This window comes from Azorhizobium caulinodans ORS 571, assembly GCF_000010525.1.
GTDB classification, from domain to species: Bacteria; Pseudomonadota; Alphaproteobacteria; order Rhizobiales; family Xanthobacteraceae; genus Azorhizobium; species Azorhizobium caulinodans.
The window spans coordinates 2,660,927-2,684,333 of the sequence record NC_009937.1 but is presented as its reverse complement, the minus strand read 5'-3'; the positions used below and the strand labels follow the sequence as shown (position 1 = coordinate 2,684,333).

Genomic DNA, 23,407 nt, shown 5'->3' with positions numbered 1-23,407 from the left:
CTTTGCTGTGTGTGGACGTTCTTCGCTTCGCGCGCACTCTCCCTGTCGTACATTTTTCGGATCGGCGCGCCAGCCTTTGGGCGGTTGCCGCCTTCGCCGCGAAACGTCCGATCGTTCGAGCGGCGAGCGGGGCCAGGGACAGAGCGACGGAAGGCATGGCCATGGCGCAAGGCGAGCAGGTGCGAACCATGTGGCTCAAGATCCCCGGCGCCTTCCCAAGCATCCTTCTACCGAAGGTCTGTAATCTCGCCATCTCTGCAATCGGGCTCACGCCCCGCCATCTCCTCTCCCCGATCCGAGCCGCAGTTCCCGCGGCAAAGGAAAACGCATGACCTCCTCACGGCAGATCCGCCTCGGTGCCGACATCGGCGGCACGTTCACCGACATCGTGCTCGATGTGCGTGGGCGGCTTCATTCCACCAAGGTGCTCACCAGTTACACCGCCCCCGAACAGGCGATCCTCGACGGCATCGCGATCCTGACCAAGGAAGCGGGAATCGGCGTGGCGGAAATCGATCTCGTCATTCATGGCACGACGCTCGCCACCAATGCGCTCATCGAGCGGCGGGGTGCGCGGACGGCCTTCGTCACCACCGAGGGTTTCCGTGACGTGATCGAAATGCGGACCGAGAACCGCTTCGAGCAATATGACCTTAACCTGCGGCTGCCCACCCCGCTGGTGCCGCGCGAGCACCGCTTTACGGTGAAGGGCCGCATCGGTGCCGACGGGCGCGAACTCCTGCCGCTCGACGAAGCGGCGCTGGAGGCGCTGGCGGAGCAACTGGCGGGCGCGGGTTTCGGCGCCGTGGCCATCGGCTTCATCCATGCCTATGCCAATCCGGCCCATGAGAAGCGGGCCAAGGAGATTCTCGCGCGCAGGATTTCCGCGCCCATCTCCCTTTCCTCGGAAGTCTCGCCGCAGATGCGCGAGTTCGAGCGCTTCAACACGGTATGCGCCAATGCCTATGTGCGCCCGCAGATGGCCGATTATCTCGGCCGCTTCCAGGTGCGACTGAAGGAGGCCGGCGCCACCTGTCCCATCTTCATGATCCATTCCGGCGGTGGTCTCGTCTCCGTGGAGACGGCGGCGGAATTTCCTGTGCGGCTGGTGGAATCCGGGCCGGCGGGCGGCGCCATCTTCGCGGCGGACATCGCCCGGCGCTTCAGCATCGGGAAGGCCGCCTCCTACGACATGGGCGGCACCACGGCGAAGATCTGCCTCATCGAGGACTATCAGCCCCGCACGGCCCGAACCTTCGAGGTGGCACGCACCTATCGCTTCAGTAAGGGCTCGGGCATGCCCATCTCCATCCCGGTCATCGAGATGATCGAGATCGGCGCCGGTGGCGGCTCCATCGCCTGGGTGGATTCGATGGGCCGCATCCAGACCGGTCCCGAGAGCGCGGCCTCCGAGCCGGGTCCGGCCTGCTACCAGCGCGGTGGCACGCGGCCCGCCATTACGGACGCGGATCTCGTCCTCGCCAAGATCGACCCTGACAATTTCGCCGGCGGCGCCATCCGCCTCTCGCGCGAGAAGGCGGAGGCTGCGATCCGCGCCGAAGTGGGAGACCGCCTCGGCCTCGCCCCCCTGTCCGCCGCCTTCGGCATCTGCGAGGTGGTGGACGAGAACATGGCCAATGCCGCCCGCGTGCATGCGGTGGAGAATGGCAAGAACATCTCCGACAACGTGATGATCGCCTTCGGCGGCGCCGCGCCGCTCCATGCGGCGCGGCTGTGCGAGAAACTCGGTCTCGATCTGTGCCTCGTGCCGTCCGGCGCCGGCGTGGGATCGGCCATCGGCTTCCTCAAGGCGCCCTTCGGCTATGAGGCGGTGGGTTCGCGTCTCGTGCGCCTGTCACAGTTCGATCCGGCGCTGGTGAACGGGCTGGTGGCCGACCTGAAGGCGAGCGCCGAGCAGTTCGTGCGTGCCGGAACCGACGCGCCGCTGATCTGCGAAATCACCGCTTTCATGCGCTATGCCGGACAGGGCTGGGAAATCCCGGTCGCGCTCCCCGATCGCGCCTTCACGGCGGCTGATGCCGATCTCATCCGTGAGGCCTTCCGCGCCAATTATGCGCGCTTCTTCGGCCGCGCCATCGACGGGCTGGATGGTCTCGAAATCGAGATCGTGACCATCTCCGTGAAGATGCAGGACGAACGGCCCGCACCGGACCCCGTCGCCCTGGATACCCGAGGCCGCCCGGCAGCGATCGCCGGCGCCACCCGCGCCGTGTTCGATCCGGCGAGCGGCGCGCTGCGCGACAGCGCCATCGTCGAGCGCGGGGCGCTCTCGGCCGGGGACCGCGTGAGTGGCCCCGCAGTGATCGTGGAGCGGGAGACCGCCACGGTCATCACCTCTCTCTTCGATGCCGTGCTGCAGAGCGACGGCTCCATCCTCCTCGTCCGCAAGGGCCGCCACTGATGAGCGAAATCGACGACATCCGTATGCAGGTGATGTGGAATCGCCTGATCTCGGTGGTGGAAGAGCAGGCGATGACCCTGCTGCGCACGGCCTTCTCGACCTCGGTGCGCGAGGCGGGCGACCTGTCCGCCGGAGTGTTCGACCCGATGGGCCGCATGCTGGCGCAGGCGGTCACCGGAACACCGGGCCATGTGAACACCATGGCCGAGGCGGTGGGGAACTTCATGGCGGAGATCCCCCGCGCCGAGATGTACGAGGGCGACACCTATGTCACCAACGACCCGTGGAAGGGCACCGGGCATCTGCACGACATCACCATGGTGTCCCCATCCTTCCTCGACGGGGAGCTGGTCGGCTTCTTCGCCTGCACCGCCCATGTGGTGGATGTTGGCGGGCGTGGTTTCGGGGCGGACGGCAAGTCCGTCTATGAGGAAGGCATCCAGATCCCGATCATGAAGTTCGCCGAGCGCGGCACGGTGAACCGGGACCTCGTCCGCATCCTGCGCCAGAATGTGCGTGAGCCCAATCAGGTGGTCGGCGATTTCTATTCGCTCGCAGCGTGTAACGACGTGGGCCATCGTCGCCTCGTGGAGATGATGCGCGAAGTGGGCCTCGCCAGCCTCGATCCGCTGGCGGATTTCATCTTCACGCGCACCAGCAGCGCCATGGCCGAACGCATCCGCGCCCTGCCCAAGGGCTCTTGGTCCAACACCATGGTCACTGATGGCTATGATGAGGCGATCCCGCTTGCCGCTTGCGTCACCATTCGGGACGAGAGCGTGCATGTGGACTTCACCGGCAGCGCGCCGGTGAGCCGATGGGGCATCAACGTGCCCATCAGCTACACCAAGGCCTATGCCTCCTATGCGCTGAAGTGCGTGGTGGCCCCGGACATTCCGAACAACTGGGCCTCGCTCGGCTTCTTCACCGTGTCCTCGCCGGTGAACATCCTCAATGCGGAGCGTCCGGCGCCCGTGAGCTTGCGCCATGTGCTCGGCCACCTCGTGCCGGATCTGGTGCTCGGCGCCGTCGCGGATGCCCTGCCGGGGCAGGTGCTCGCGGAAGGCGCGGCCTCGCTGTGGAACATCCATCTCTCGCTGCGGCCGGTGGCGGGCGGGGCCGGCCGCCGCGCGGAAGTGCTGATGTTCAACTCGGGGGGCATGGGCGCGCGCCCCGGGCTCGACGGGCTCTCGGCCACGGCCTTCCCCTCGGGCGTCCACACCATGCCCATCGAGGCCACGGAACAGACCGGCCCGGTGGTGATCTGGCGCAAGGAACTGCGGCCCGATTCCGGCGGCGACGGCACCTATCGGGGCGGCCTTGGCCAGATCATCGAGATCGCCGCCGCCGAGGGGCATGAGTTCGATTTCTCGGCCATGTTCGATCGCATCACCTATCCCGCCCGAGGCCGCGCCGGGGGAGGGCAGGGCGCGCCTGGCGGCGTCCGCCTTGACGACGGCACGAAGATGCGCGGCAAGGGCTGGCAGCATGTGCCAGCGGGCCGCCGGCTCATTCTCACCCTGCCGGGTGGCGGCGGCTACGGGCCGCCCGAGGGACGTTCGGATGCGGCGCGGCATGACGATGCCATCAAGGGGTATGTGACGGAAAGCGAGCACTGAACGGGAGCCCGCCCGGCTTAAGGCGTTCTGTCCGGTCGGCTCTCGCCTCACCGGGAGGCCTGAGACGCGCCCCTGCACGGAGGCGGGGGCACCTTCCCGTGGATGCCTTGCGATGGCGGGCACGCGGGCCTAGCCTTGCGCCCGCTGCCGTGCATCGATCCGGGGGACAAGGGCTGGCGATGAGGTCCGATACCGTTCGTCTGCCCCCTCTCAATGCCCTGCGGGTGTTCCACGCGGTCATGCGTCACGGCAGTTTCCGCAGCGCCGCGGACGAACTGCTTGTCTCCCCGCAGGCTGTGGGCCAGCAGATCAAGCTTCTGGAAGACACCCTCGCGGTGCCTCTGTTCGATCGACGGGGACGGGCGATCGAACCCACTGAAGAGGCCATTCTCCTCTCCCATTACGTGCAGAGTGGCTTCGACGAGTTCCGCGAGGGGGTCAGGCGCATCTGCAAGGTGGGCCATCGCAACCGCATCAACCTGAATGCCAGCCCCTATTTCGCGACGCGCTATCTCGTGGACCGGCTCGATCGATTCCGCGATCGTCTACCCGGTGCGGATATCCGGCTGAAGACGATGGTGGAGCTCCCGGACTTTTCAGCCGACGAGGTGGATGCGGCCATTCAGTGGGGCTTCGGCCAGTGGCGGGATTATGAATCGACGCTGCTGGTCCAGGATCCGAAGGTGATCTGCTGCTCACCGGCGCGGGCCTCGGCCCTGCGCAGTCCGCAGGACCTCAGGACCGCACCGCTGCTCCATCTGGTGCTGGCAACGAACCTCTGGCCGCGCGTGTTGCGCCATCTCGGCGTGGATCCGGGCGAGGTGCAGAAGGAAATCCAGTTCCACGACGCCGCCAGCATGCGCCGGGCGACGCTCTCCGGGCTCGGGATCGGCCTCATTTCCGTGCTCGATGCCCAGGAAGACCTCAAGGCGGGTCGACTCGTCGCGCCCTTCGGCCTTGATGCAATGGCGGGCATGGACCCGGCCGATGTGCCGGGCTTCTATCTCGTGCTGCCGCGCTCCAATCGGCGGCTCAAGAGCGTCGCGGCGTTCTGCGAATGGATCCTGTCGGAAGACTGGTCCCGCATGGAGCCGGATGCCCCTTTTCCGGCGGCGACTTAGGGTGACCGCTCGGAGATAAGCAGAGGATCATTGGCGAGAGAAGCGGCAGGTCAGCAGCTTCCTTTATGCCTGTCGCGGCAACGCCTAAGGTGCTCGAGGGAAGCCTCACACGGCGGCCTCGAGCGAGGCACTGCCTTTCGTCCGTTTCTTACTTCTTGTGCGCCGCAACGTGACGGACACGCGTCCGGGGCGCCCCGCAATCACCGTTGCGGCACCGCTTGACAGGGCCTCGACCCTCTGCATGTAATTCACCGGTTAGTTATTTAGCGAGCCGCAAGAGCCCGCAGATACATGGGAGGAGATCGCCATGGCGTCACGACGCCCGGGATTGTCCGCGCACGCCTTCTTCAATTCGCCGTCCGTGAAGCCCGTCGCGCTTCTTGTCGTGCTTATCGCGCTGTGGGACGTGAGCGTGCGGCTGTTCAAGATTCCGCCCTATCTCATTCCGGCGCCGTGGGATGTGTTCATGGCCTTCCGGACGGAAGGCGGCATGCTGCTCCAGGAAGCCATCCCCACCACCATCGCGACGGTATCCGGCTTCGCGCTGTCCGCGCTGATCGGCATTCCGCTCGCCATGATGATCGCCGGCTCCCGCACCGTGGAGGGCTATCTCTATCCGCTGCTCGTCTTCTCCCAATCCATCCCGAAGGTCGCCATCGCGCCGCTCTTCGTGGTCTGGTTCGGGTTCGGGATGGTGCCGAAGGTCATCTCCGCCTTCCTGCTCGGGGTCTTTCCCGTCATCGTCGCCGGCGTTCAGGGCTTCAAGTCCGTCGAAGGCGACATGCGGGATCTCGCTCGCGCCATGAAGGCCTCCAAGCTCCAGACCTTTGCCATGGTGAGCCTGCCCCATGCCATGCCGGCCATATTCGCCGGCCTGAAGGTGTCGGTGACGCTCGCGGTGGTGGGGGCGGTGGTCGGCGAGTTCGTCGGCGCCAATTCCGGGCTGGGCTTCGTGCTCCAACGTTCCATCGGCAATTTCGAGCTCCCCACCATGTTCGCGGCGCTGATCCTGCTGGCGCTCATCGGCGTGGTGCTCTTCTGGGTCGTCGATGTCATCGAGCGTCTGTGCGTCCCGTGGCACGCCAGCCAGCGGCAGGACGTGTTCGCTACCGCCTGATCCGGCGCCGCAAGGCGGCGCCCTGTGTGCGTGATGCGTTCGCCAGCAAAGAAAAATGTCCGGGAGGAAATCATGACCGTTGTTCGCCGCACCGCCCTGCGGTGCCTTGGCGCCGCGCTGGGTGCCTCGCTTCTCGCTGCCACCGCAATACCCGCGGCCGCTGCCGACAAGGTGACGCTGCTGCTCAACTGGTACGTCTATGGCGAGCACGCGCCCTTCTTCTACGGCAAGGCCAAGGGCCTTTATGCTGCCGAGGGCATCGATCTCGACATCCAAGAGGGCCGCGGGTCCGCCGTCACCATCCAGGCAGTGGCGGCCGGCACCGTGCAGTTCGGTTATGCGGACGTGCCCACCATGATCCGCGCCGCCGCCAAGGGTGCTCCCGTCGTGGCCGTGGGCGTGGCGCTTCAGAAAAGCCCAATGTCCGTCATGGGCTTTTCTGACAAGAACATCCGCAAGCCGGAAGACATCAAGGGCAAGATCGTCGCCACCACGCCGGGTGACTCCATGTCCCAGATCTGGCCGCTCTTCCTGAAGCAGGCGGGGCTGAGGGCCTCCGATTTCCAGGTGGTGTCGGGTGACGCGCAAACCAAGCTCAATGCCGTCGCCAACGGCCGCGCCGATCTGTTGCTCGGCTATGTCATGGACCAGAGCATGAAGCTGAAGGATGCCACCGGAAAGGACGTGCGTCCGATCATGTTCGCCGACTACGGCATCCACATGGTCTCGTCCGGCATCATCACCAACAAGGACCTGCTGAAGTCCAATCCCGACCTTGTCCGCCGCTTCATGAAGGCGACCACGGCTGCCTTCATCGGTGCGGAGAAGGATCCCGGCGCGGCGGTCGATGCGCTGCTCGCGGACCTGCCCAAGGCGGGCAAGCGCGAGACGCTGCTGGAGGGCTTCGCGCTGACGACGCCCCTTTATCACACAGACGAAACCAAAGGCCGCCCGCCGTTTCAGGTCACCGATGCGGACATGACCTCCACGGTGGATCTCCTCATCGAATACGGCGGTCTCGAAGCCTCGGCGAAGGACAACACCAAGTCCTTCTATACGCGCGACTATCTTCCCGCCGCCGGCAACTGACCCGTCGCCGCGCGCCGGTGGTCCGGCGCGCGGACCAGTCGAACTCCGATGGAGAACCTCATGGCCGCCAATACCCTGCGGGTCGTGTCGCGCGACGAGACGACCGACGTGCGCCGTCGGCTCATCGAGATCCGCGGCCTGACCAAGACCTACCGGACGCGCGACGGCGAGATGCCCTCGCTGAAGCCCATCACTCTCGACATCCGCGAGGGCGAGTTCATCTCCGTGGTCGGCCCCTCGGGATGCGGCAAGTCCACCTTGCTGAAGCTGGTGGCCGGCCTCATCCCGGCGAGCGACGGTGAGATCGTCATCGACGGTACGCGCGTCACCGAACCCCCGGATGACGTGGGCATCGTATTCCAGAGCCCGGTCCTGCTTGCCTGGCGCACGGTTCTGCGCAACGTCATGATGCCCGTGGAGGTGCGGGGGCTGGACAAGGCCTCGCACCTTGCGCGAGCCCGCCAGCTTCTGGCGACCGCTGGGCTTTCGGACTTCGAGAACAAGTATCCGTGGCAGCTGTCCGGCGGGATGCAGCAGCGCACCGCCATCTGCCGCGCCCTTGTCCACGATCCCAAGATCGTCCTGATGGACGAACCCTTCGGCGCGCTCGATGCCATGACTCGGGAGCGGATGAACCTGGAACTCCAGCGCATCCATTTCGAGACCCGCAAGACCATCCTGCTGATCACGCACTCCATTCCGGAAGCCATCTTCCTCGGCGATCGGGTGGTGGTGATGACGGACCGTCCCGGCTCCATCGCCGCCATCTACGACGTGCCGCTTCCCCGCCCGCGGGCTCTGGAACTGATGGGAACACCCGCTTTCGCCGAACTGGCCCAGCAGGTGCGCGGCCACTTCTATGCCCGCGGGCACATCGACTGAGCCCGCCATGACTGCGCCCCGCCTCCGCATCCTGTCGGTCGAGGTCCGCGAACGGATGATGCCGTTCGTGCGTCCCTTCCGCTTCGGCCCGTCCGTGGTCGAGGCGGCGCCGCAGGCGTTCGTGCGGATCGAACTGGAGGTAGAAGGCGCGGGTCGTGCCGTGGGACAGGCGGCCGAGATGATGATGCCGCGCTGGTTCGACAAGGCGCCGCACAAGTCGCCCGAACAGACGGTCGACGACCTGCGCCGGGTCCTGCTGCACGCCGCGGCCCTCTATGCGGATGCCCCATGGTCCACGGCCTACGGCCTTTCGGCGGATGCGGCGGCCATGCAACTCGGCTGGGCCGAAGGGCGGGGCATCCCCGCGCTCGCGGCCCATTTCGGTCCCGCCTTGCTGGACAAGGCGGTCGTGGATGCCCTGTTGCGCGCCCTATCCCTGACGTTTCCGGAGGGGCTTTCCCGCAATGTGATGGGGCTTGATGCCCGGAACGCTCGTGACCTCTCTCCTGAGCAGATCCCTGCGCTCCTTGCGTCTCTCACGCCTGTCCCGGCCGTGGCTGTGCGGCACACGATCGGTTTGCTCGATCCGCTGGAGGGGCCGCACGGCCTTTCTGCCGAGATCGCAGCCGCTCGGCTGCGCTTCTTCAAGATCAAGATCGGTGGCGATCTTGCCGCCGACCTCGACCGGCTCGCCGCCATCACGGCCTTACTCACCCATCTCGCGCCGGATTTCCGCGCGACGCTGGATGCGAACGAGCAATACGACCCCGAGCGTCTCTGCCAGCTCGCGGCCGGGCTCGACACGCCGGCTCTCAGGCCTCTGAAGGCGCGGCTGCTCTATATCGAGCAGCCGTTTGACCGGACGGAGACCTTCACGCGTCCGCTGCCGCCGGCGCTTGATGGTATTCCCGTCATCATCGACGAGGCCGATGGCGGCCTCGATGCCTTCCCTCGAGCCATCGCTCTCGGCTATCGCGGCGTATCCTCCAAAGCCTGCAAGGGGCTCTACAAGTCCATCCTCAATGCGGTGCGGGTGCAGGCGGGGGAGGGCACTTTCCTGACCGCCGAGGACCTCACCTGCCAGCCGGGGCTCGGCCTCCAGCAGGACCTTGCGCTCGTGGCCACGCTTGGCCTCACCCACGGCGAGCGCAACGGCCACCATTATGTCGCGGGCTTTGGTCCCGCGCCCGAGGAAGAGGCCGGCGCCTTCGCGGCGGCGCACCCGGATCTCTATCGCCTCACGGATGCGGGCGCCGCGCTCGATGTCTCGCGCGGCGTATTGGCCACCGCCTCCCTGCTCTCCGCCCCCGGCTTTGCCGGGCGGGCCGAACCCGACTGGGCGAGCCTTGCGCCCGTCACGCTTCCCGAAACCAGACTTCATCAGGAGATACCGGCATGACCCAGAAGCGCCTCGGCCTCATCATGAACGGCATCACCGGGCGAATGGGGCTGAACCAGCACCTCATCCGCTCCGTGGTGGCCATCCGCGCGCAGGGGGGCGTGCCCCTTTCCGACGGCACGAAAGTGCAGCTCGATCCCATCCTCATCGGCCGCAATGCGGACAAGGTGGAAGGGCTCGCGAAGCAGTATGGCATCGAGCGCTGGGGCACGGACCTCGACGCCGCCCTGGCCGATCCCGGCAACGAAATCTTCTTCGACGCCGCCACCACCCAGATGCGTCCCATCCTGCTGGAAAAGGCCATCCGCGCCGGCAAGCATGTCTATTGCGAGAAGCCCATCGCCACCAATCTGCCGGAAGCCGTCCGCATCTGCCGCCTCGCGGAGGAGAAGGGCGTGAAGAACGGCGTGGTGCAGGACAAGCTCTTCCTGCCCGGCCTTCAGAAGCTCAAGCTGCTGCGGGATTCCGGCTTCTTCGGCCGCATGATCTCGGTGCGCGGGGAGTTCGGTTACTGGGTGTTTGAGGGAGACTGGGGCCAGCCGGCGCAGCGCCCCTCCTGGAATTACCGTTCGCAGGAGGGCGGCGGCATGATCCTCGATATGGTCTGCCACTGGCGCTACGTGCTGGACAATCTCTTCGGCGAAGTGAAGTCGGTGTCCTGTCTCGGCGCGACCCACATCCCCTCCCGCGTGGACGAGCGCGGCCAGCCCTATGAGGCGACGGCGGATGATGCCGCTTATGCCACCTTCGAGCTTCAGGACGGCGTGATCGCCCACATCAACATGTCCTGGTGCACCCGCGTCTATCGCGACGACCTGGTGACGTTCCAGGTGGACGGCACGCTGGGTTCGGCGGTGGCGGGGCTTTCGGACTGTGTCTTCCAGTCCCGCGTCGGCACCCCGCGCCCGGTGTGGAACCCGGACCAGAAGCAGACCATGGACTTCTACAACCACTGGCAGCCGGTGCCCGACACGGCGGTGTTCGACAACGGCTTCAAGGTGCAGTGGGAGATGTTCATCCGCCACGTGGTGGAGGATGCGCCCTATCGCTTCACGCTCCGCGAAGGCGCCAAGGGCGTGCAACTCGTGGAATGCGCGCTCCAGAGCTGGAAGGAGCGCCGCTGGATCGACGTGCCGACGCTGGAAGCGTCCGAACGGGCCGTCCTGCAAGCCGCCGAGTGAGGGGCTGCACCTTCAGGCACGGCCGTCGTGTCCGGAGCTGGTCCGGGCATGACATCCCACCATCCGCGCACCTAGCCGAACCACGGTCATGGCCGGGACACGCCTGGCCATGACCTTAGGGACGCAGCGCACGGGGGCGCTCGGACCGGACCACGGGGACATGGGTTTCAGCGGCGGCGGAGCCGCGACCAAGAAGGATCAGAAACGATGAACGAACGCGCGAACGCCACCGCCCTGTCCCTTCGCCTGCCGCTCGCCGGGGGCGGGCTTGAGACGTTCAAGCTCTCGGCCCCCCGCGATTTTCCCGCGCGTGCGTCGGGGCCGATGAACCGCATCGCCTTTTCCGCCGCCCATGTGGTGGCGGACCCGCTGGCGGCCAGCGATCCGTGGCTCGAAGCCGCCATCGACTGGGACCACACCATCGCCTATCGGCAGCGCCTATGGGACCTCGGCCTCGGCGTTGCGGAAGCCATGGATACGGCCCAGCGCGGCATGGGTCTCGACTGGCCGACCTCGCTGGACCTGATCCGCCGCTCGGTGGAGGCTGCGAAGGCGCACGGGCCGGAGGCGCTGGTCTTTTCCGGAGCGGGCACGGACCACCTCGCACCTGAGGCCGCAAGGTCGCTCGACGACGTGATCCGCGCCTATGAAGAGCAGGTGGCGGCGGTGGAGAAGGTGGGCGGGCGCATCATCCTGATGGCCTCCCGCGCGCTTGCCCGCATCGGCACATCGGCGGCGGATTACGAGACCGTCTATGGCCGCATCCTGAGCCAGGTGCGCGAGCCGGTCATCATCCACTGGCTGGGCGACATGTTCGATCCCGCGCTCGCCGGCTACTGGGGCACGCGCGATCTCGACGCAGCCATGGATACGGCGGTCGCCATCATCAATGCCCATGCGGCCAAGGTCGATGGCGTGAAGATTTCGCTCCTCGACAAGGACAAGGAGATCGCCATGCGCCGCCGGCTGGACCCGGCCGTGCGCATGTATACGGGCGATGACTTCAACTATGCGGAGCTGGTCGCCGGAGACGCGCAGGGCTATTCGCACGCCTTGCTGGGTATTTTCGATGCCATCGCCCCGGCCGCTTCGGCCGCGCTCACCGCGCTGGCGGCGGGTGACGAGGCGGGCTTCCACGACATCCTGGCGCCCACCGTGCCTCTGTCGCGCCATATCTTCCGGGCGCCCACGCGCTTCTACAAGACGGGAGTGGTGTTCATGGCCTATCTCAATGGCCATCAGGACCATTTCACGATGGTCGGCGGTCAGGAGAGCGCCCGCTCGACCCTTCATCTGGCCGAACTGTTCCGTCTTGCGGATCGGGCCGGGCTGCTGACCGATCCGGATCTGGCGGTGCAGCGGATGCGTGCCGTGCTCGCCGTGCGTGGCGTGGAGGCCTGAGATGCAGGACCGTGTCGCACCCAGCGCCCTCAAGCCCGCCCTGAGGGACTTCTCGGCGGATCACCGCCTGCTCTCCATCAACACCGCGACGGTGCGCAGGCAGGGCGATCTTGCGACCATCATCGAGGCGTGCGCGCGGGCGCAGATCCGCGCCATCTCGCCCTGGCGGGATCAGGTGGCCCATATCGGCCTGCCCCGCGCCGTTGAGGCGGTGAAGGCGACCGGCCTCGCGCTCTCGGGCTATTGCCGGGGCGGCATGTTCCCGGCCGATCCCGCGCGCCTGCCGGAGGTGCGCGACGACAACCGCCGCGCGGTGGATGAGGCGGAGGCTCTGGGCGCGTCCTGCCTCGTTCTCGTGGTGGGTGGCCTGCCGCAATATGCCCGGCCGGGCTCGGCGCCTTCGAAGGACATCGGGGCCGCCCGTGCCATGGTGGAGGACGGCATCGGCACGCTACTGGAGTACGCCCGCAGCGCCCACATGCCTCTCGCCATCGAGCCGCTCCATCCCATGTATGCCGCTGACCGTGCATGCGTGAACACCATGGGTCAGGCGCTCGACATCTGCGACCGGCTGGACCCGGAGCGGAGCGGGATGCTGGGCGTCGCGCTGGATGTATTCCATGTCTGGTGGGACCCGGACCTGTCCGCCCAGATCGTGCGGGCGGGCCGCGATCGGCTGCTGGCCTATCACGTGTGCGACTGGCTGGTGCCCATGGCCGACATGCTGAACGACCGCGGCATGATGGGTGACGGCGTGATCGACCTGAAAGCCATCCGCGCACAGGTGGAAGCCCAAGGGTATCAAGGCTTCGCGGAAGTGGAGATCTTCTCCGAGCACTGGTGGGCGAAGCCGATGGAGGAGGTGCTTGGCACCTGTATCTCCCGTCACCGCTCCGTCGTATAAGCGGCAAAACGGCTGGAGCGAGGGGCAAAGTGGCACGCGTGGCTGGTGCGAGCGGGCTGGACGAGCAGGACATGGGGGCGGGTGCGCCGGAAACGCCCAGCCGTGCCCGTGCGCCGGCGAAGTCCAAGGCCGCGGAGGGGGGACGCGTGGTACGGACCCGCGACCCGGAGCGCACCAAGGCAAGCATCCTCTCCGCTGCCACCGCCGAATTTTCCGCCCGCGGTTTCGCCGGGGCGGGCATCGACGCCATCGCCTCGCGCTCGGGCGCCAACCGGCGGATGATCTATCATTATTTCGGCTCCAAGCGCGGACTTTGGCTGGCCGTGCTGGAGGCCGCCTACGAGCGAGCGCGCACCTCGGAACTGAAGCTCAATCTCGAAAGCCTCTCTCCCGAGGACGCCATGCGGCGGCTCGTGACCTTCACGTTCGACAGCTTCATCGGCGAGCGCACCTTCATCAACCTGCTGAACAGCGAAAACCTGCATCAGGCCCGGCACCTGAAGGAATCCGAGCGGGTGAAGGACATGCATTCACCGCTTATCGGCATGATCAGCGCCATCGTCGAGCGGGGCGTGAAGGAGGGCGTGTTCCGGGACGGACACGATCCGGCGCAGCTCTGGATCTCCATTGCCGGCCTGTCCTATTTCTATTTCTCGAACATCTTCACGCTGTCGGTCATCCTCAACCGCGACCTGGCGTCCAAGAAGGAACTGGCCGCCCGCCGCGCCCATGTGGCCGAACTGGTCCTCAATGCCCTGCGTCTGCCGCCGCAGGAGGCGACCCTGTCGGCGCTCGGCTCGGATCCGGTCCAGAGGACCTGAGCCGCGGGCAGCGTCACCCCCCTTTCACCGCTTGATCTTCGCGGTGTTGAATTCGACCGCTGCGTGGACCAGTTCAGCAAACGCGCCCGGGTCGATGACGTCGCCCTCGCGGATATCGATGGCGCGCATGGACTGGCCATTCAGGCTGCCATTGAAGAGCCCGGCCGGATCGGCGAGCAGCGCCCCCTTGGGGAAGGTGAGCTTTACATAGGCCTTGTAGATCTCGCCCGTGCAGATGATTCCGTCCTGTTCCCAGACGGGCACGCCGGCGGGATTGGTGGGCTTGCGCCACTTCACAGTTTCCACGACGCCGGGGACCGTGTCCCGGATCAGCTTGCGCATCCGGGCGAGTGTCTCGCCGCGCCAGTCGCCCAGCCCGGCGATCTTGGCGTCGATCAGTGCGCTTGGATTATCGGCTTCGCCTGCCATCAGCCCCTCGCCTGTGTCGTCGGCGCTCCGAGCATGGCATAGGGATGGGCCAAGGAGGAGCCTTGCACCAGCTCGCCAAACACGTTTCCCGCCGATCCCTCAACCCGCCAGATGAGACAGCAGCAGGCGGGCAAGAACCTCCGGCTGCTCCACGCAAGGGATGTGCGAGGCATCGGCGATGAATTCCAGCCGCGCGCCGGGAATGGCGGCGGCCATGGCCTCGGCGGCGGCCGGGGGGGTGGAGGGGTCCTTGTCGCCGACCACCACCAGCGTGGGAGCCGTGATGCGGGCGGCGGAAGCGGTGAGGTCGGCGTCGCGCACCGCGAGGGCGCAGCCCACATAGCCGTCCAGCGTGGTGCGGGCCACCATGTTGGCATAGCCGCGCACGATGTGCGGAACGCGCTCCCGGAACCCGTCGGTGAACCACCGGCCCATCACGCCCGGGGCGATGGCGGCAAGGCCATCGCGACGGATGCCCGCGACGCGCTCGTTCCAGACCGACGCCGGGCCGATCTGCATGGCGGTGTCGCACAGGACAAGGCGATCCACCCGAGCAGGGGCATGGGCGCCCAGGTGCTGGGCCACCATGCCGCCGATGGAGAGGCCGCACACATGGGCCTTCGCGATGCCCAGCGCATCCAGAAGCCCAAGGGCATCTCCGGCAAGGTCGACAATGGAATAGCCGCTGGCTTCGTCCCCCAGCGGGGCGGCGTCGGAGAGGCCGTGGCCGCGCATGTCGTACCGCAGCACGTTGAAGTGCGCGGCGAGCGCCGGCATCACCGCGTCCCACACGAGGAAGCCGGTCCCCAGAGAGTTGGCGAGCAGGAGGACCGGCGCGTCGGTACGTCCTTCAAGGGCGTAGTGAACGGTGCGTCCGTCGATGGCGAGAAAGGGCATGCAGGTCTCCGGCGGAGCGTTCAGACGGTGGCAATCGGCGTGACGGGGGACCCCACCGCGCCGGGGAGGCGCAGGGGAGGGGCGGTGAGCAGAAAGCGGTTGCGGCCGGCGGCGCGCAGATGGGCGGCGAGATCGGCAAGCCACCACAGTTCGCCCAGCGGCACGCCCAGCTTGAAAAGGCAGTGATGGTGGAGCGGCATCGAGGCCTGCGCATTGGAGGCAAGGCGCTTGGCCGGCAATTGCTCCACCGCATAATTGTCGGCAACCAGCGCCGAAATGCGGCTGTCGGCGATCCACTGGAGGAGGCGCGCGTCGCGCCCATCGAGCGCGGCGCAACTCCGGGCGAGAACGGCGCCGTCCGGTTGGCCGCCCATCCCCATGATGACCTGCGTGAAGCCGGTGTAGAGGCACAGGATATCTGCCTCCTCCACGCTGACGCCCTGAGCCTCCATGGCCCGCATCAGATCATCATAGCCCACCAGATGGCGATCCGTTCCGAAGGGGGAAAGGAGATCCACGAGAACGCCGCGTCCCTGGACGCCATGGGCCGCCGCATTCTGGATGCCCAGACGGTGGGCGCCGGGGGCGATGCCCCGTTCGGCCGCCTCGCGCGGGCCCACGATGTCGATGCCCGCGCGGAAGCCGTTGTAATAGACCGGCTCGGGGCGCCCCTCGCCGCTGACATCGAACAGGGCGCCCACATGGGCGAAGCTGTCCCACTGGGTGGAATATTGCAGGCAGATCTCCACCTTGTCGTCGCAGACCACGTCCACGAAGCAGGCGTCATCCGCGCAGAGCATGGCATTGAAGCGCGGATTGTCGTCCGGACCGGTGGGCTTCAGCACGGGCGGCACACGCCGCACATTCAGGACGTTCCCGCCGGGCCTGTCGAGCGGCAGGCTGAGGCAGAAGGTGCGCCCTTCCGACACCTCGGCCACGGCGGCGCGGACCTTGTCGGGTGTGATGAGGTTCAGGCGACCGAGTTCGTCGTCCGGACCAAAATCGCCCCAGGTGGAGCCTTCCGGACGGCGGACCCAGCGGCGATCGGACGACATGGTGTTCTCCCTATGGGGCATTGGCCTCAGTTCGCGCCCTTGCCAACGGTGATTCCGCCGCAGACCGGCAGCGTCTGGCCGGTGATGAAGCCGGCAGATTCGCCGAGGAAGAAGCTCACGGCCTGCGCCACATCTTCCGGCGTGCCCATGCGGCCCACGGGGATTGCCTCCACGATGGCGCGGGTGCGGGGAGCATCCGGCGGGTTGGCTGCGGTGAACAGCGGCGTTGCAATGGGTCCGGGCGCCACGGCGTTCACCGTGATGCCGTCCCGCCCCAGTTCCAGAGCCCAGGTGCGGGTGGCGCCGAGAAGGCCGGCCTTGCTGGCGGCGTAAGCGGTGCGCAGTTCCTTGCCATAGGCTGCGCGGCTGGACACATTGACGATGCGGCCGAAGCGGGCGGCCCGCATGCCGGGCACCAGCGCCTGCGTGACCTGAATGGCGACGCCGAGATTGAGCCGCATGACGGCTGCGAAATCCTCCGCCGTCGTGTCATCGAGGCTGGCAGGGCGCACCATGCCCACATTGTTCACGAGGCGGGTGATCGGGCCCTCGGAGAGCGCCTCGGTGAGCGCCTGCGCAGTCGCCGCCTCGCTCATCAGGTCCACGCAGAGGAAGCGGGCCTCAAGGTCGGGCGGCGGCTCGCGGTCCAGCACCACCACCGCACGGCCGGCCATGCGCTCCTGCCGGGCCACCGCGAGGCCGATGCCGCCCGCTCCGCCTGTGACCAGCGTGCGGTCCGTCATTTCGCCTCCGGCAGATAGCACACGCCATCCACATAGGCCTTGCGCCAGCGGGTGATCTGAACGCGTTCGAACAGGCCTGCGGTGAAGAAGGGATCAACTGCGATGAAGGCTTCCGCCTCGGCCCGCGTCTCCAGTGCCACCACATAGAGCCCGCCACCGGAGGCATTGCCCTCGTCGTCCAGCTTGGCGCCGCACGCCAGAAGCAGGTGCTTGTGCGCATCAAGGAAGGCGAGGTGTGCATCGCGCTCCCGGGCGCGCAGGTCCAGTGTGCCGGGCTTGTCGAAAGTCTCGATCATGTAGGGCATGTGAGCGCGTCCCCTTCAGGCCTGCGTCCTCAGATGGCGGAGGGATGACGGGCGAGTGGCGTCACCTTGATGTCCATGAACGGGAACAGCGGGAGCGAGGAGAGAAGCTGGTGCAGTTCGTCCACGCTCTCCACGTCGAAGATGGACACGTTGGCGTAGCGCCCGGCGATGCGCCAGAGGTGGAGCCACTTGCCCTGCCGCTGGAGGTCCTGCGCATAGGCCTTCTCCGCCGCCTTTATCGCATCCGCCTTCTCGGCCGGAAAATCGTGCGGAATGTTCACCTGCATTTCGACGTGGAACAGCATGACCCTGGCTCTCGTGAGGGGCGGCGGACGGAACGTCCTGCGGCCTGAAGCTAAAGGGGACGGACAATCCGGCGCGGCCGGTTCCCCCCAACGGGCGGCCGGGCTCGAGCGGCCCGGCACGCCGGAGGCTCACTTCTTGACGAGCGGGCAGGTGCTCTCGCTGAGCGGCTGGAAGGCCTCGTCGCCGGGGATGACGCGGACGATCTGGTAATAGTCCCACGCGCCCTTCGACTCCTTGGGGGACTTCACCTTCGCCAGATACATGTCGTGCACCATGCGGCCGTCCGCACGGATCTTGCCGTTCTTCGCGAACATGTCGTCGATGGGCAACTCGCGCATCTTGGCCACCACCTTCTCGCCGTCGTCGGTGCCGGCGGCTTCCGCGGCCTTGAGATAATGCAGGACCGACGAATAGACGCCCGCATGCACCATGGTGGGCATCTTGCCGTTCATCCGGGCGGCGAAGCGCTTGGAGAAGGCGCGGGTCTTCTCGTCCGTGTCCCAGTAGAAGCCGGTGGTCAGCACCATGCCCTGTGCGGCTTCGAGGCCCACGGAGTGGATGTCCGTTATGAACAGCAGCAGCGCCGCCAGCGTCTGGCCGCCCTGCGTGATGCCGAATTCGCGCGCCTGCTTGATGGTGTTGATCGTGTCGGCGCCAGCGTTCGCCATTGCGATGATCTTGGCCCCCGAGCCCTGCGCCTGAAGCAGGTAGGAGGACACGTCCGGAGAGCCGAACGGATGGGCCACCGAGCCCTTCACCGTGCCGCCCTTCTCCTTCACGATCTTCGCCACCTGGTTCTCAAGATCGTGGCCGAAGGTGTAGTCCGCCGTGATGAAGTACCAGGTCTTGAAACCCTCGCTCACCAGCGCGTTGCCGGTGCCGGCGGCCAGCGAATAGACGTCATAGGTCCAGTGCAGGCCGGTGGGCGAGCAGGCCTTGTTGGTTAGCGCCATCGCAGCGGCGCCGGAATTGATGTCGACCTTGCCCTTCTCGCGGGAGACCTCGCGCACCGCGAGCGCGGCCACCGAGCCGTTGATGTCGAAGATCGCATCCACGTCCTGCGTGTCGTACCACTTGCGGGCGGTAGCGGAGGCGATGTCGGCCTTGTTCTGGTGATCTGCGGAGACCAGTTCCACCGGCTTGCCGTTGATGGGCCTGCCGAAATCCTCGATGGCCATCTTCGCGGCTTCCACCGAGCCAGCGCCGGCGAGATCCGAATAGGCGCCCGACATGTCGGTGAGCACGCCGATCTTCACCCCGCCGCCGGCATATTGGGCGGCCGCTGGGGTCACGATCATGGCGCTGGCAAAGAGCGCCGCCGCAAAGGGCGCCGCGAGGGCCTTGGTCTTCATGTTTCCTCCCGGGGGCTGAAGCGGGATGCGGCAGCCTGGCTGTCGATGACGAAGGACGCGCAGGATCACTGTCGTGATGCGCGTTGAACTGCGTCTCAATCTCGGACGGACGGGCATGGAAGGCGGGACCTTCCTATTGCCACATCTCGAACCGTCGTGTTCGTATGTCGAACATCTATGCGGAAATTGGTACGTCTGCCATGCTGTTGTGGTCAAGCATAATCGATGCTGCACCTGCACAACAAAACCGGAAATACTCGAATGTGAGACCGCTTGCATTTGCTTGCGCGATCGACCCAAATCGGTCGAGCACTCGCTTGAAAAGCTTTCGGGTCCCGCTTTGTGTTCGCATAACGAACATTTTCCCTCAATTCGCACATCGGTGATCACCATGGACACAGGACGAAATGGCCCGGTGGCTGTCGTGGGCGGCGGCAGCATGGGGGTGGGGTGGGCAATCGTGTTCGCTCGCTCCGGCCGGGAGGTGCGCGTCCATGACGCCGCGCCAGCCGTGCGTAGCGCGGTGCTCGGAGCTGTGGCGGAACGCCTGGCCGCGCTCGCCGCCCATGACCTGCTGTCGGAGGCACCTGGCGTTGTGATGGCACGGATCACAGTGGCAGAAACGGTCGGCGCCGCCATCGCCGGCGCCGTTCATGTCCAGGAGAACGTGCCGGAGCGGCTCGACCTCAAGACGCAGGTCTTCCGTGCCATGGATGCGGTGGCGGCGCCGGAGGCGGTGCTCGCCAGTTCCACATCGTCGCTGCCGGCATCCGAGTTCGCGGCGGCCCTTCCGGGGCGCGCACGCTGCCTCGTGGCCCATCCGGCCAACCCGCCCCATCTCCTGCCCATCGTCGAGATCGTGCCGGCCCCCTTCACCGATCCGGAGGCCGTCGAGCGCACCCGCGCCCTCATGGCCCAGGCCGGGCAGGTTCCGGTGGTGCTGCAACGCGAGGTCAACGGCTTCATCTACAACCGGCTGCAAGGGGCTGTGCTGAGAGAAGCCTATTGGATGCTGGAGCAGGGCATTGCAGATGTGGCGTCGATCGATCGGGTCATGACCTCCGGCCTCGGCCTGCGCTGGTCGATCATCGGCCCGTTCGAGACGGCCGATCTCAACTATCAGGGCGGCCTTGAGGAGCACGCCCGCCGCATGGGCGAGCGTTATCGGCAGATGGGCGCCGAGCGGGGCCAGCCGGACGGATGGGACGAGACCCTCGTCGCCCGTGCTGCGGCTGAAAGACGGGCGCTGCTGCCCCTGGAAGACTGGGGCGCACGGGTTGCCTGGCGGGACGAGCGGCTGATGAAGGCCCGTGCTGCCGAACGGGAAAGTCCCCCCTATACTGCGTCCGGGGAGAACACCGCCGCCGGCGGTCTGCGGGAGGGGGCATGACGAGCGAGGTGCTGGAGGGGCGGGCCGAGGGGGCGGCCGACGAGAAGGATTACGTCCAGTCCCTCGCGCGTGGCCTGCAGGTGCTGCGGGCCTTCAGTCAGTACAAGCCGCGCATGACGCTCAGCGAAGTGGCCCAGCATACCGGCCTCACCCGCGCTGCTGCCCGGCGCTTCCTTCTGACCCTCGTGCGCGAGGGCTTTGCGGAGACGGACGGCAAGCGGTTTGCCCTGCGCCCGAAGGTGCTGGAACTGGGCTTTGCCTATCTGTCCTCCCTGCCCATGTGGGAGGTCGCCCAGCCCGTGATGCGGGATGTGGTGAATGCCCTGCAGGAATCCTGCTCTCTCTCCGTTCTGGACGGCGAGGACATCGTCTACGTGGCGCGCGAGCCCACGGCGCGGGTCATGACCATCGGGCTGTCCATCGGCTCGCGCCTGCCGGCCTATTGCAGTTCCATGGGTCGGGTGCTGCTGTCCGGCCTGCCGCCGGCGGAGCTCGCCGCCTTCTACGACCGGGTGCGGATCGAGAAGCGCACGCCGCGCACCGTACCGACCATGGTCGCTCTCAAGGATGAGGTGGAAACGGCGCGCCGGCAGGGCTGGGCGCTGGTGGATCAAGAACTCGAACTGGGCCTGCGCTCCATTGCCGTCCCGATCCGAAATCGCCGCGGCGAGGTGCTGGCTGCGCTCAACGTCTCGACCCATGAGGGGCGCACCCCTCTTGAGGCCATGCGCAACCGCTTCCTGCCCGTGCTTCTGGACGCCGCCCAGCGCATTTCCGCCGCCCTGCCGCAATAGGCCTCGCCTCGATCCGCGCCCCGCAGCAGGCTCGCGGGGCAGCTTCTAAGTGAGGGGCTTCGGCACGGCGCAGGTGCGGGCTTCGCGCGGGCCTTCGGGGGCCTTGGCCAGCGCCGCGTAGAGGCTCTTGCGCCGCAGGTTCGGATTGTAGTGCGGGTCGATGAGCGATTCCGACCGCCAGCGCTCCACGAAGCGGCGGCGCTGGGCCTTCAGCCGTTCCCGATGCGCCTTGCTGCGACGCTTCCCGCGCGAGGCGGATTCGTGGTGGATGAGGCAAGCGAAGGGCGTCCACACCAGCTCATAGCCCGCCGCCACCGCCCTGAGGCACAGGTCGATGTCGTTGCAATCCTCGGCAAAGCGCTCGGCATCGAGCGGGCCGATAGCTTCCCAACAGGCGCGGGAGATCAGGAGGCAGGCCGCTGTGACGGCGGACAGATTCTGCCGGCTGTGCAGCCGCCCCTGATAGCCGGGTTCATCCTGATCCGCATGAGCGAACCAGTGGGCGGCATAATCGAACAGGCCGCAGATCACGCCCGCATGCTGGATGGAGCGATCGGGGAACAGCAGCTTGGCGCCGACCACCCCGGTGCCCGGCAGAGCGGCGAGCGCCACCATCTCGTCCAGCCAGCCCGGCTCCACCACCTCGATGTCGTTGTTGAGGAGGCCGATCAGGCTGCCGGAGGCGGCCTCGACGCCGAGATTGCAGATGCGCGGATAATTGAAGCCGCCGTCGTCCCGCACGATGACCGTGCGCGGCCAGGCGGCCTTGATCTCCTCGAACAGCGCGAAGGTCGCCGGCTCCACCGAGCCGTTGTCCACCACCACGATCTCGAAATTGCGATAGCGCGTCAGCGCGATCATCGAACGCAGCGCCAACCCCAGCAGATCGGCCCGGTCGCGGGTGGGGATCACGAAGGAGACGAGCGGCGTATCCTCCGGCAGCGGATAGACCGGCTGGAGGCGTCCCGCGGCGGCCTCGACCTCGGCAACGCCGGTCGCGGCCTTGAGCGCGGCGGCGGCGTCCGCCACCACGTGCGGCGCGAAGGTGCCGTCGCCCATCTCCGGCGGGCGGGAGAAGGCGACGCGCGGCAGGTGCAGGATGCGTGCGGGATCGAGCGGTTCGGCCGCCCGCAGCAGCAGGTCATAGGCCCAGGCGGCGCCGAAATCGGCGCGCGCCCCGCCGATCTCGGCCAGCCGGGCAGGCGAGAAGACGCGGAGGGCCCCCACATAATCGAGGCTGCGCAGGAGATGCCGGTTGAAGGCCGGCTTGAAGAGGCCGTCGACCGGCGTGCCGGTCTCATCGAGGCGCTCCTCGTCCGTATAAAGCAGCGCACAACCGGGATGAACGGCGAAGGCGGCGCGGATCATAGCGACGGCATCGCGGGTCGGCGTGCCGCGCGGATCGAGGGGCGCGACCAGCGCGGCCGGAACGAGCGCGCTGGCCGCATTGAAGGCCTCCGGTCCCTCGGGAGCGGCATGGGCCACGAGACGGATACGCGCATCGGAAGGCGGAAGAACGGGCGGGGCGCCTTCGGGGTGCAGGATAACCCACTGCCAGTTGGGGTCGGTCTGTCCGGCGAGGGCCGCGGCCACGCGCGCGACATCCGCAGCGGCAGTCAGGGCGCTGATGAAGGCGAGGGGCGGGGCCGCCTCCTTCGCAGGAACGGTGGCGAAGTCCTCGACGAACCGGGCCCGATAGGCGCGGTAGAAGGCCGCCTGTTCCTGCGCATGGGCAGGGCCGGCCTGAAGCAGCGCGCCATGGAGGCCGCGCAGGTCGCGGGCGGCGATGGTTGCCGCTTTCCAGCGCTTCAACACCGAGCTAGGCGCGAACCGACCGGCCGCGAAGGCATGAAGCTTCAACTCCACCTTGGTGCGTGGGAAATAGCCGATGGTCAGATCCGTCGGCGCATCTGGCAGCAGCAGCGCCACCGCCCCTTTCGGCACGAACGCGCCCGTGGTGCCCGGCTCCAGCGTCGCGGGTCCGAGCGGCCGGCCGGTGCGATCCACGAAGCGACCGTTGCGCGATATGGTGCCGCCGAGCCAGAACACGAGGGCATAGCCCCGCCGGCGCGCCCGCCAGCGGATGGGAAGCGGCAGCGCGATCTCGGCGGCGCCTTCGGCGGTGCGGCGCACCCGCAACGGGCGGGGCGGAATGAGGTCGGACATCGCGCCGGATTTTT

At 67.1% G+C, this 23,407-nt stretch carries 21 protein-coding genes; 13 read left to right on the top strand and 8 right to left on the bottom strand.

The window, feature by feature from the left end:
- Nucleotides 1–328 precede the first annotated feature (328 nt).
- The 11 genes from AZC_RS12185 (at nt 329) to AZC_RS12135 (ending at nt 13,956) form a co-directional block, all read left to right on the top strand.
- On the top strand, nt 329–2,422 hold the full coding sequence (locus AZC_RS12185; protein ID WP_012170882.1) for a hydantoinase/oxoprolinase family protein: 2,094 nt from the start codon (nt 329–331) through the stop codon (nt 2,420–2,422).
- Complete coding sequence (locus tag AZC_RS12180) at nt 2,422–4,041, top strand: hydantoinase B/oxoprolinase family protein (protein WP_012170881.1); 1,620 nt, start codon at nt 2,422–2,424, stop codon at nt 4,039–4,041. The genes AZC_RS12185 and AZC_RS12180 overlap by 1 nt, the downstream gene beginning before the upstream one ends.
- A 179-nt stretch (nt 4,042–4,220) precedes the next feature.
- Entirely contained in the window at nt 4,221–5,162 is a 942-nt protein-coding gene (locus AZC_RS12175; RefSeq protein ID WP_043879281.1) for a LysR substrate-binding domain-containing protein, read from the top strand.
- Nucleotides 5,163–5,469: 307 nt separating this feature from the next.
- Nucleotides 5,470–6,279, top strand: coding sequence for an ABC transporter permease (locus AZC_RS12170; protein ID WP_012170879.1), 810 nt, complete (start codon nt 5,470–5,472; stop codon nt 6,277–6,279).
- 72 nt (nt 6,280–6,351) lie between these two features.
- On the top strand, nt 6,352–7,368 hold the full coding sequence (locus tag AZC_RS12165) for an ABC transporter substrate-binding protein (RefSeq protein WP_043879280.1): 1,017 nt from the start codon (nt 6,352–6,354) through the stop codon (nt 7,366–7,368).
- A gap of 60 nt (nt 7,369–7,428) precedes the next feature.
- On the top strand, nt 7,429–8,250 hold the full coding sequence (locus AZC_RS12160; RefSeq protein WP_043880264.1) for an ABC transporter ATP-binding protein: 822 nt from the start codon (nt 7,429–7,431) through the stop codon (nt 8,248–8,250).
- 7 nt (nt 8,251–8,257) lie between these two features.
- Entirely contained in the window at nt 8,258–9,649 is a 1,392-nt protein-coding gene (locus AZC_RS12155; protein ID WP_012170876.1) for an enolase C-terminal domain-like protein, read from the top strand.
- The gene (locus tag AZC_RS12150; RefSeq protein WP_012170875.1) at nt 9,646–10,830 is read left to right on the top strand and encodes a Gfo/Idh/MocA family protein; all 1,185 of its coding nucleotides are present in this window, start codon (nt 9,646–9,648) and stop codon (nt 10,828–10,830) included. Before AZC_RS12155 ends, AZC_RS12150 begins: the two co-directional genes overlap by 4 nt.
- Nucleotides 10,831–11,037: 207 nt before the next feature.
- The gene (locus tag AZC_RS12145; RefSeq protein WP_012170874.1) at nt 11,038–12,231 is read left to right on the top strand and encodes a dihydrodipicolinate synthase family protein; all 1,194 of its coding nucleotides are present in this window, start codon (nt 11,038–11,040) and stop codon (nt 12,229–12,231) included.
- A gap of 40 nt (nt 12,232–12,271) precedes the next feature.
- Nucleotides 12,272–13,135, top strand: coding sequence for a sugar phosphate isomerase/epimerase family protein (locus AZC_RS12140; RefSeq protein WP_043880263.1), 864 nt, complete (start codon nt 12,272–12,274; stop codon nt 13,133–13,135).
- Between the two features lie 38 nt (nt 13,136–13,173).
- The gene (locus AZC_RS12135; RefSeq protein ID WP_244421829.1) at nt 13,174–13,956 is read left to right on the top strand and encodes a TetR/AcrR family transcriptional regulator; all 783 of its coding nucleotides are present in this window, start codon (nt 13,174–13,176) and stop codon (nt 13,954–13,956) included.
- Between the two features lie 24 nt (nt 13,957–13,980).
- Here the strand turns inward: AZC_RS12135 and AZC_RS12130 are convergent, their stop codons facing one another.
- The 7 genes from AZC_RS12130 to AZC_RS12100 all read right to left on the bottom strand — a co-directional run bounded on the left by AZC_RS12130 (nt 13,981) and on the right by AZC_RS12100 (nt 19,043).
- Entirely contained in the window at nt 13,981–14,385 is a 405-nt protein-coding gene (locus AZC_RS12130) for a DUF1801 domain-containing protein (RefSeq protein WP_012170871.1), read from the bottom strand.
- 99 nt (nt 14,386–14,484) lie between these two features.
- Nucleotides 14,485–15,282, bottom strand: coding sequence for a 3-oxoadipate enol-lactonase (gene pcaD / locus AZC_RS12125; RefSeq protein WP_012170870.1), 798 nt, complete (start codon nt 15,280–15,282; stop codon nt 14,485–14,487).
- Nucleotides 15,283–15,302: 20 nt separating this feature from the next.
- Complete coding sequence (locus AZC_RS12120) at nt 15,303–16,337, bottom strand: cyclase family protein (protein ID WP_043879279.1); 1,035 nt, start codon at nt 16,335–16,337, stop codon at nt 15,303–15,305.
- 26 nt (nt 16,338–16,363) lie between these two features.
- Entirely contained in the window at nt 16,364–17,080 is a 717-nt protein-coding gene (locus AZC_RS12115) for an SDR family oxidoreductase (protein ID WP_012170868.1), read from the bottom strand.
- Complete coding sequence (locus tag AZC_RS12110) at nt 17,077–17,385, bottom strand: YciI family protein (RefSeq protein ID WP_012170867.1); 309 nt, start codon at nt 17,383–17,385, stop codon at nt 17,077–17,079. Before AZC_RS12110 ends, AZC_RS12115 begins: the two co-directional genes overlap by 4 nt.
- Before the next feature lie 29 nt (nt 17,386–17,414).
- Nucleotides 17,415–17,690: a muconolactone Delta-isomerase gene (catC, locus tag AZC_RS12105; RefSeq protein WP_012170866.1), complete on the bottom strand. Its 276-nt coding sequence runs from the start codon at nt 17,688–17,690 to the stop codon at nt 17,415–17,417.
- Nucleotides 17,691–17,819: 129 nt separating this feature from the next.
- Nucleotides 17,820–19,043: an ABC transporter substrate-binding protein gene (locus AZC_RS12100; RefSeq protein ID WP_012170865.1), complete on the bottom strand. Its 1,224-nt coding sequence runs from the start codon at nt 19,041–19,043 to the stop codon at nt 17,820–17,822.
- Between the two features lie 391 nt (nt 19,044–19,434).
- On the opposite strand from AZC_RS12100, the gene AZC_RS12095 reads away from it, so the two are divergent.
- Together AZC_RS12095 and AZC_RS12090 are read left to right on the top strand one after the other, a co-directional pair.
- Complete coding sequence (locus AZC_RS12095; RefSeq protein WP_012170864.1) at nt 19,435–20,433, top strand: 3-hydroxyacyl-CoA dehydrogenase; 999 nt, start codon at nt 19,435–19,437, stop codon at nt 20,431–20,433.
- Entirely contained in the window at nt 20,430–21,227 is a 798-nt protein-coding gene (locus AZC_RS12090) for an IclR family transcriptional regulator (RefSeq protein WP_012170863.1), read from the top strand. Before AZC_RS12095 ends, AZC_RS12090 begins: the two co-directional genes overlap by 4 nt.
- 45 nt (nt 21,228–21,272) lie before the next feature.
- On the opposite strand, the gene AZC_RS24415 is transcribed toward AZC_RS12090, so the two are convergent.
- Nucleotides 21,273–23,393, bottom strand: coding sequence for a glycosyltransferase family 2 protein (locus AZC_RS24415; protein WP_012170862.1), 2,121 nt, complete (start codon nt 23,391–23,393; stop codon nt 21,273–21,275).
- Nucleotides 23,394–23,407: the final 14 nt, after the last annotated feature.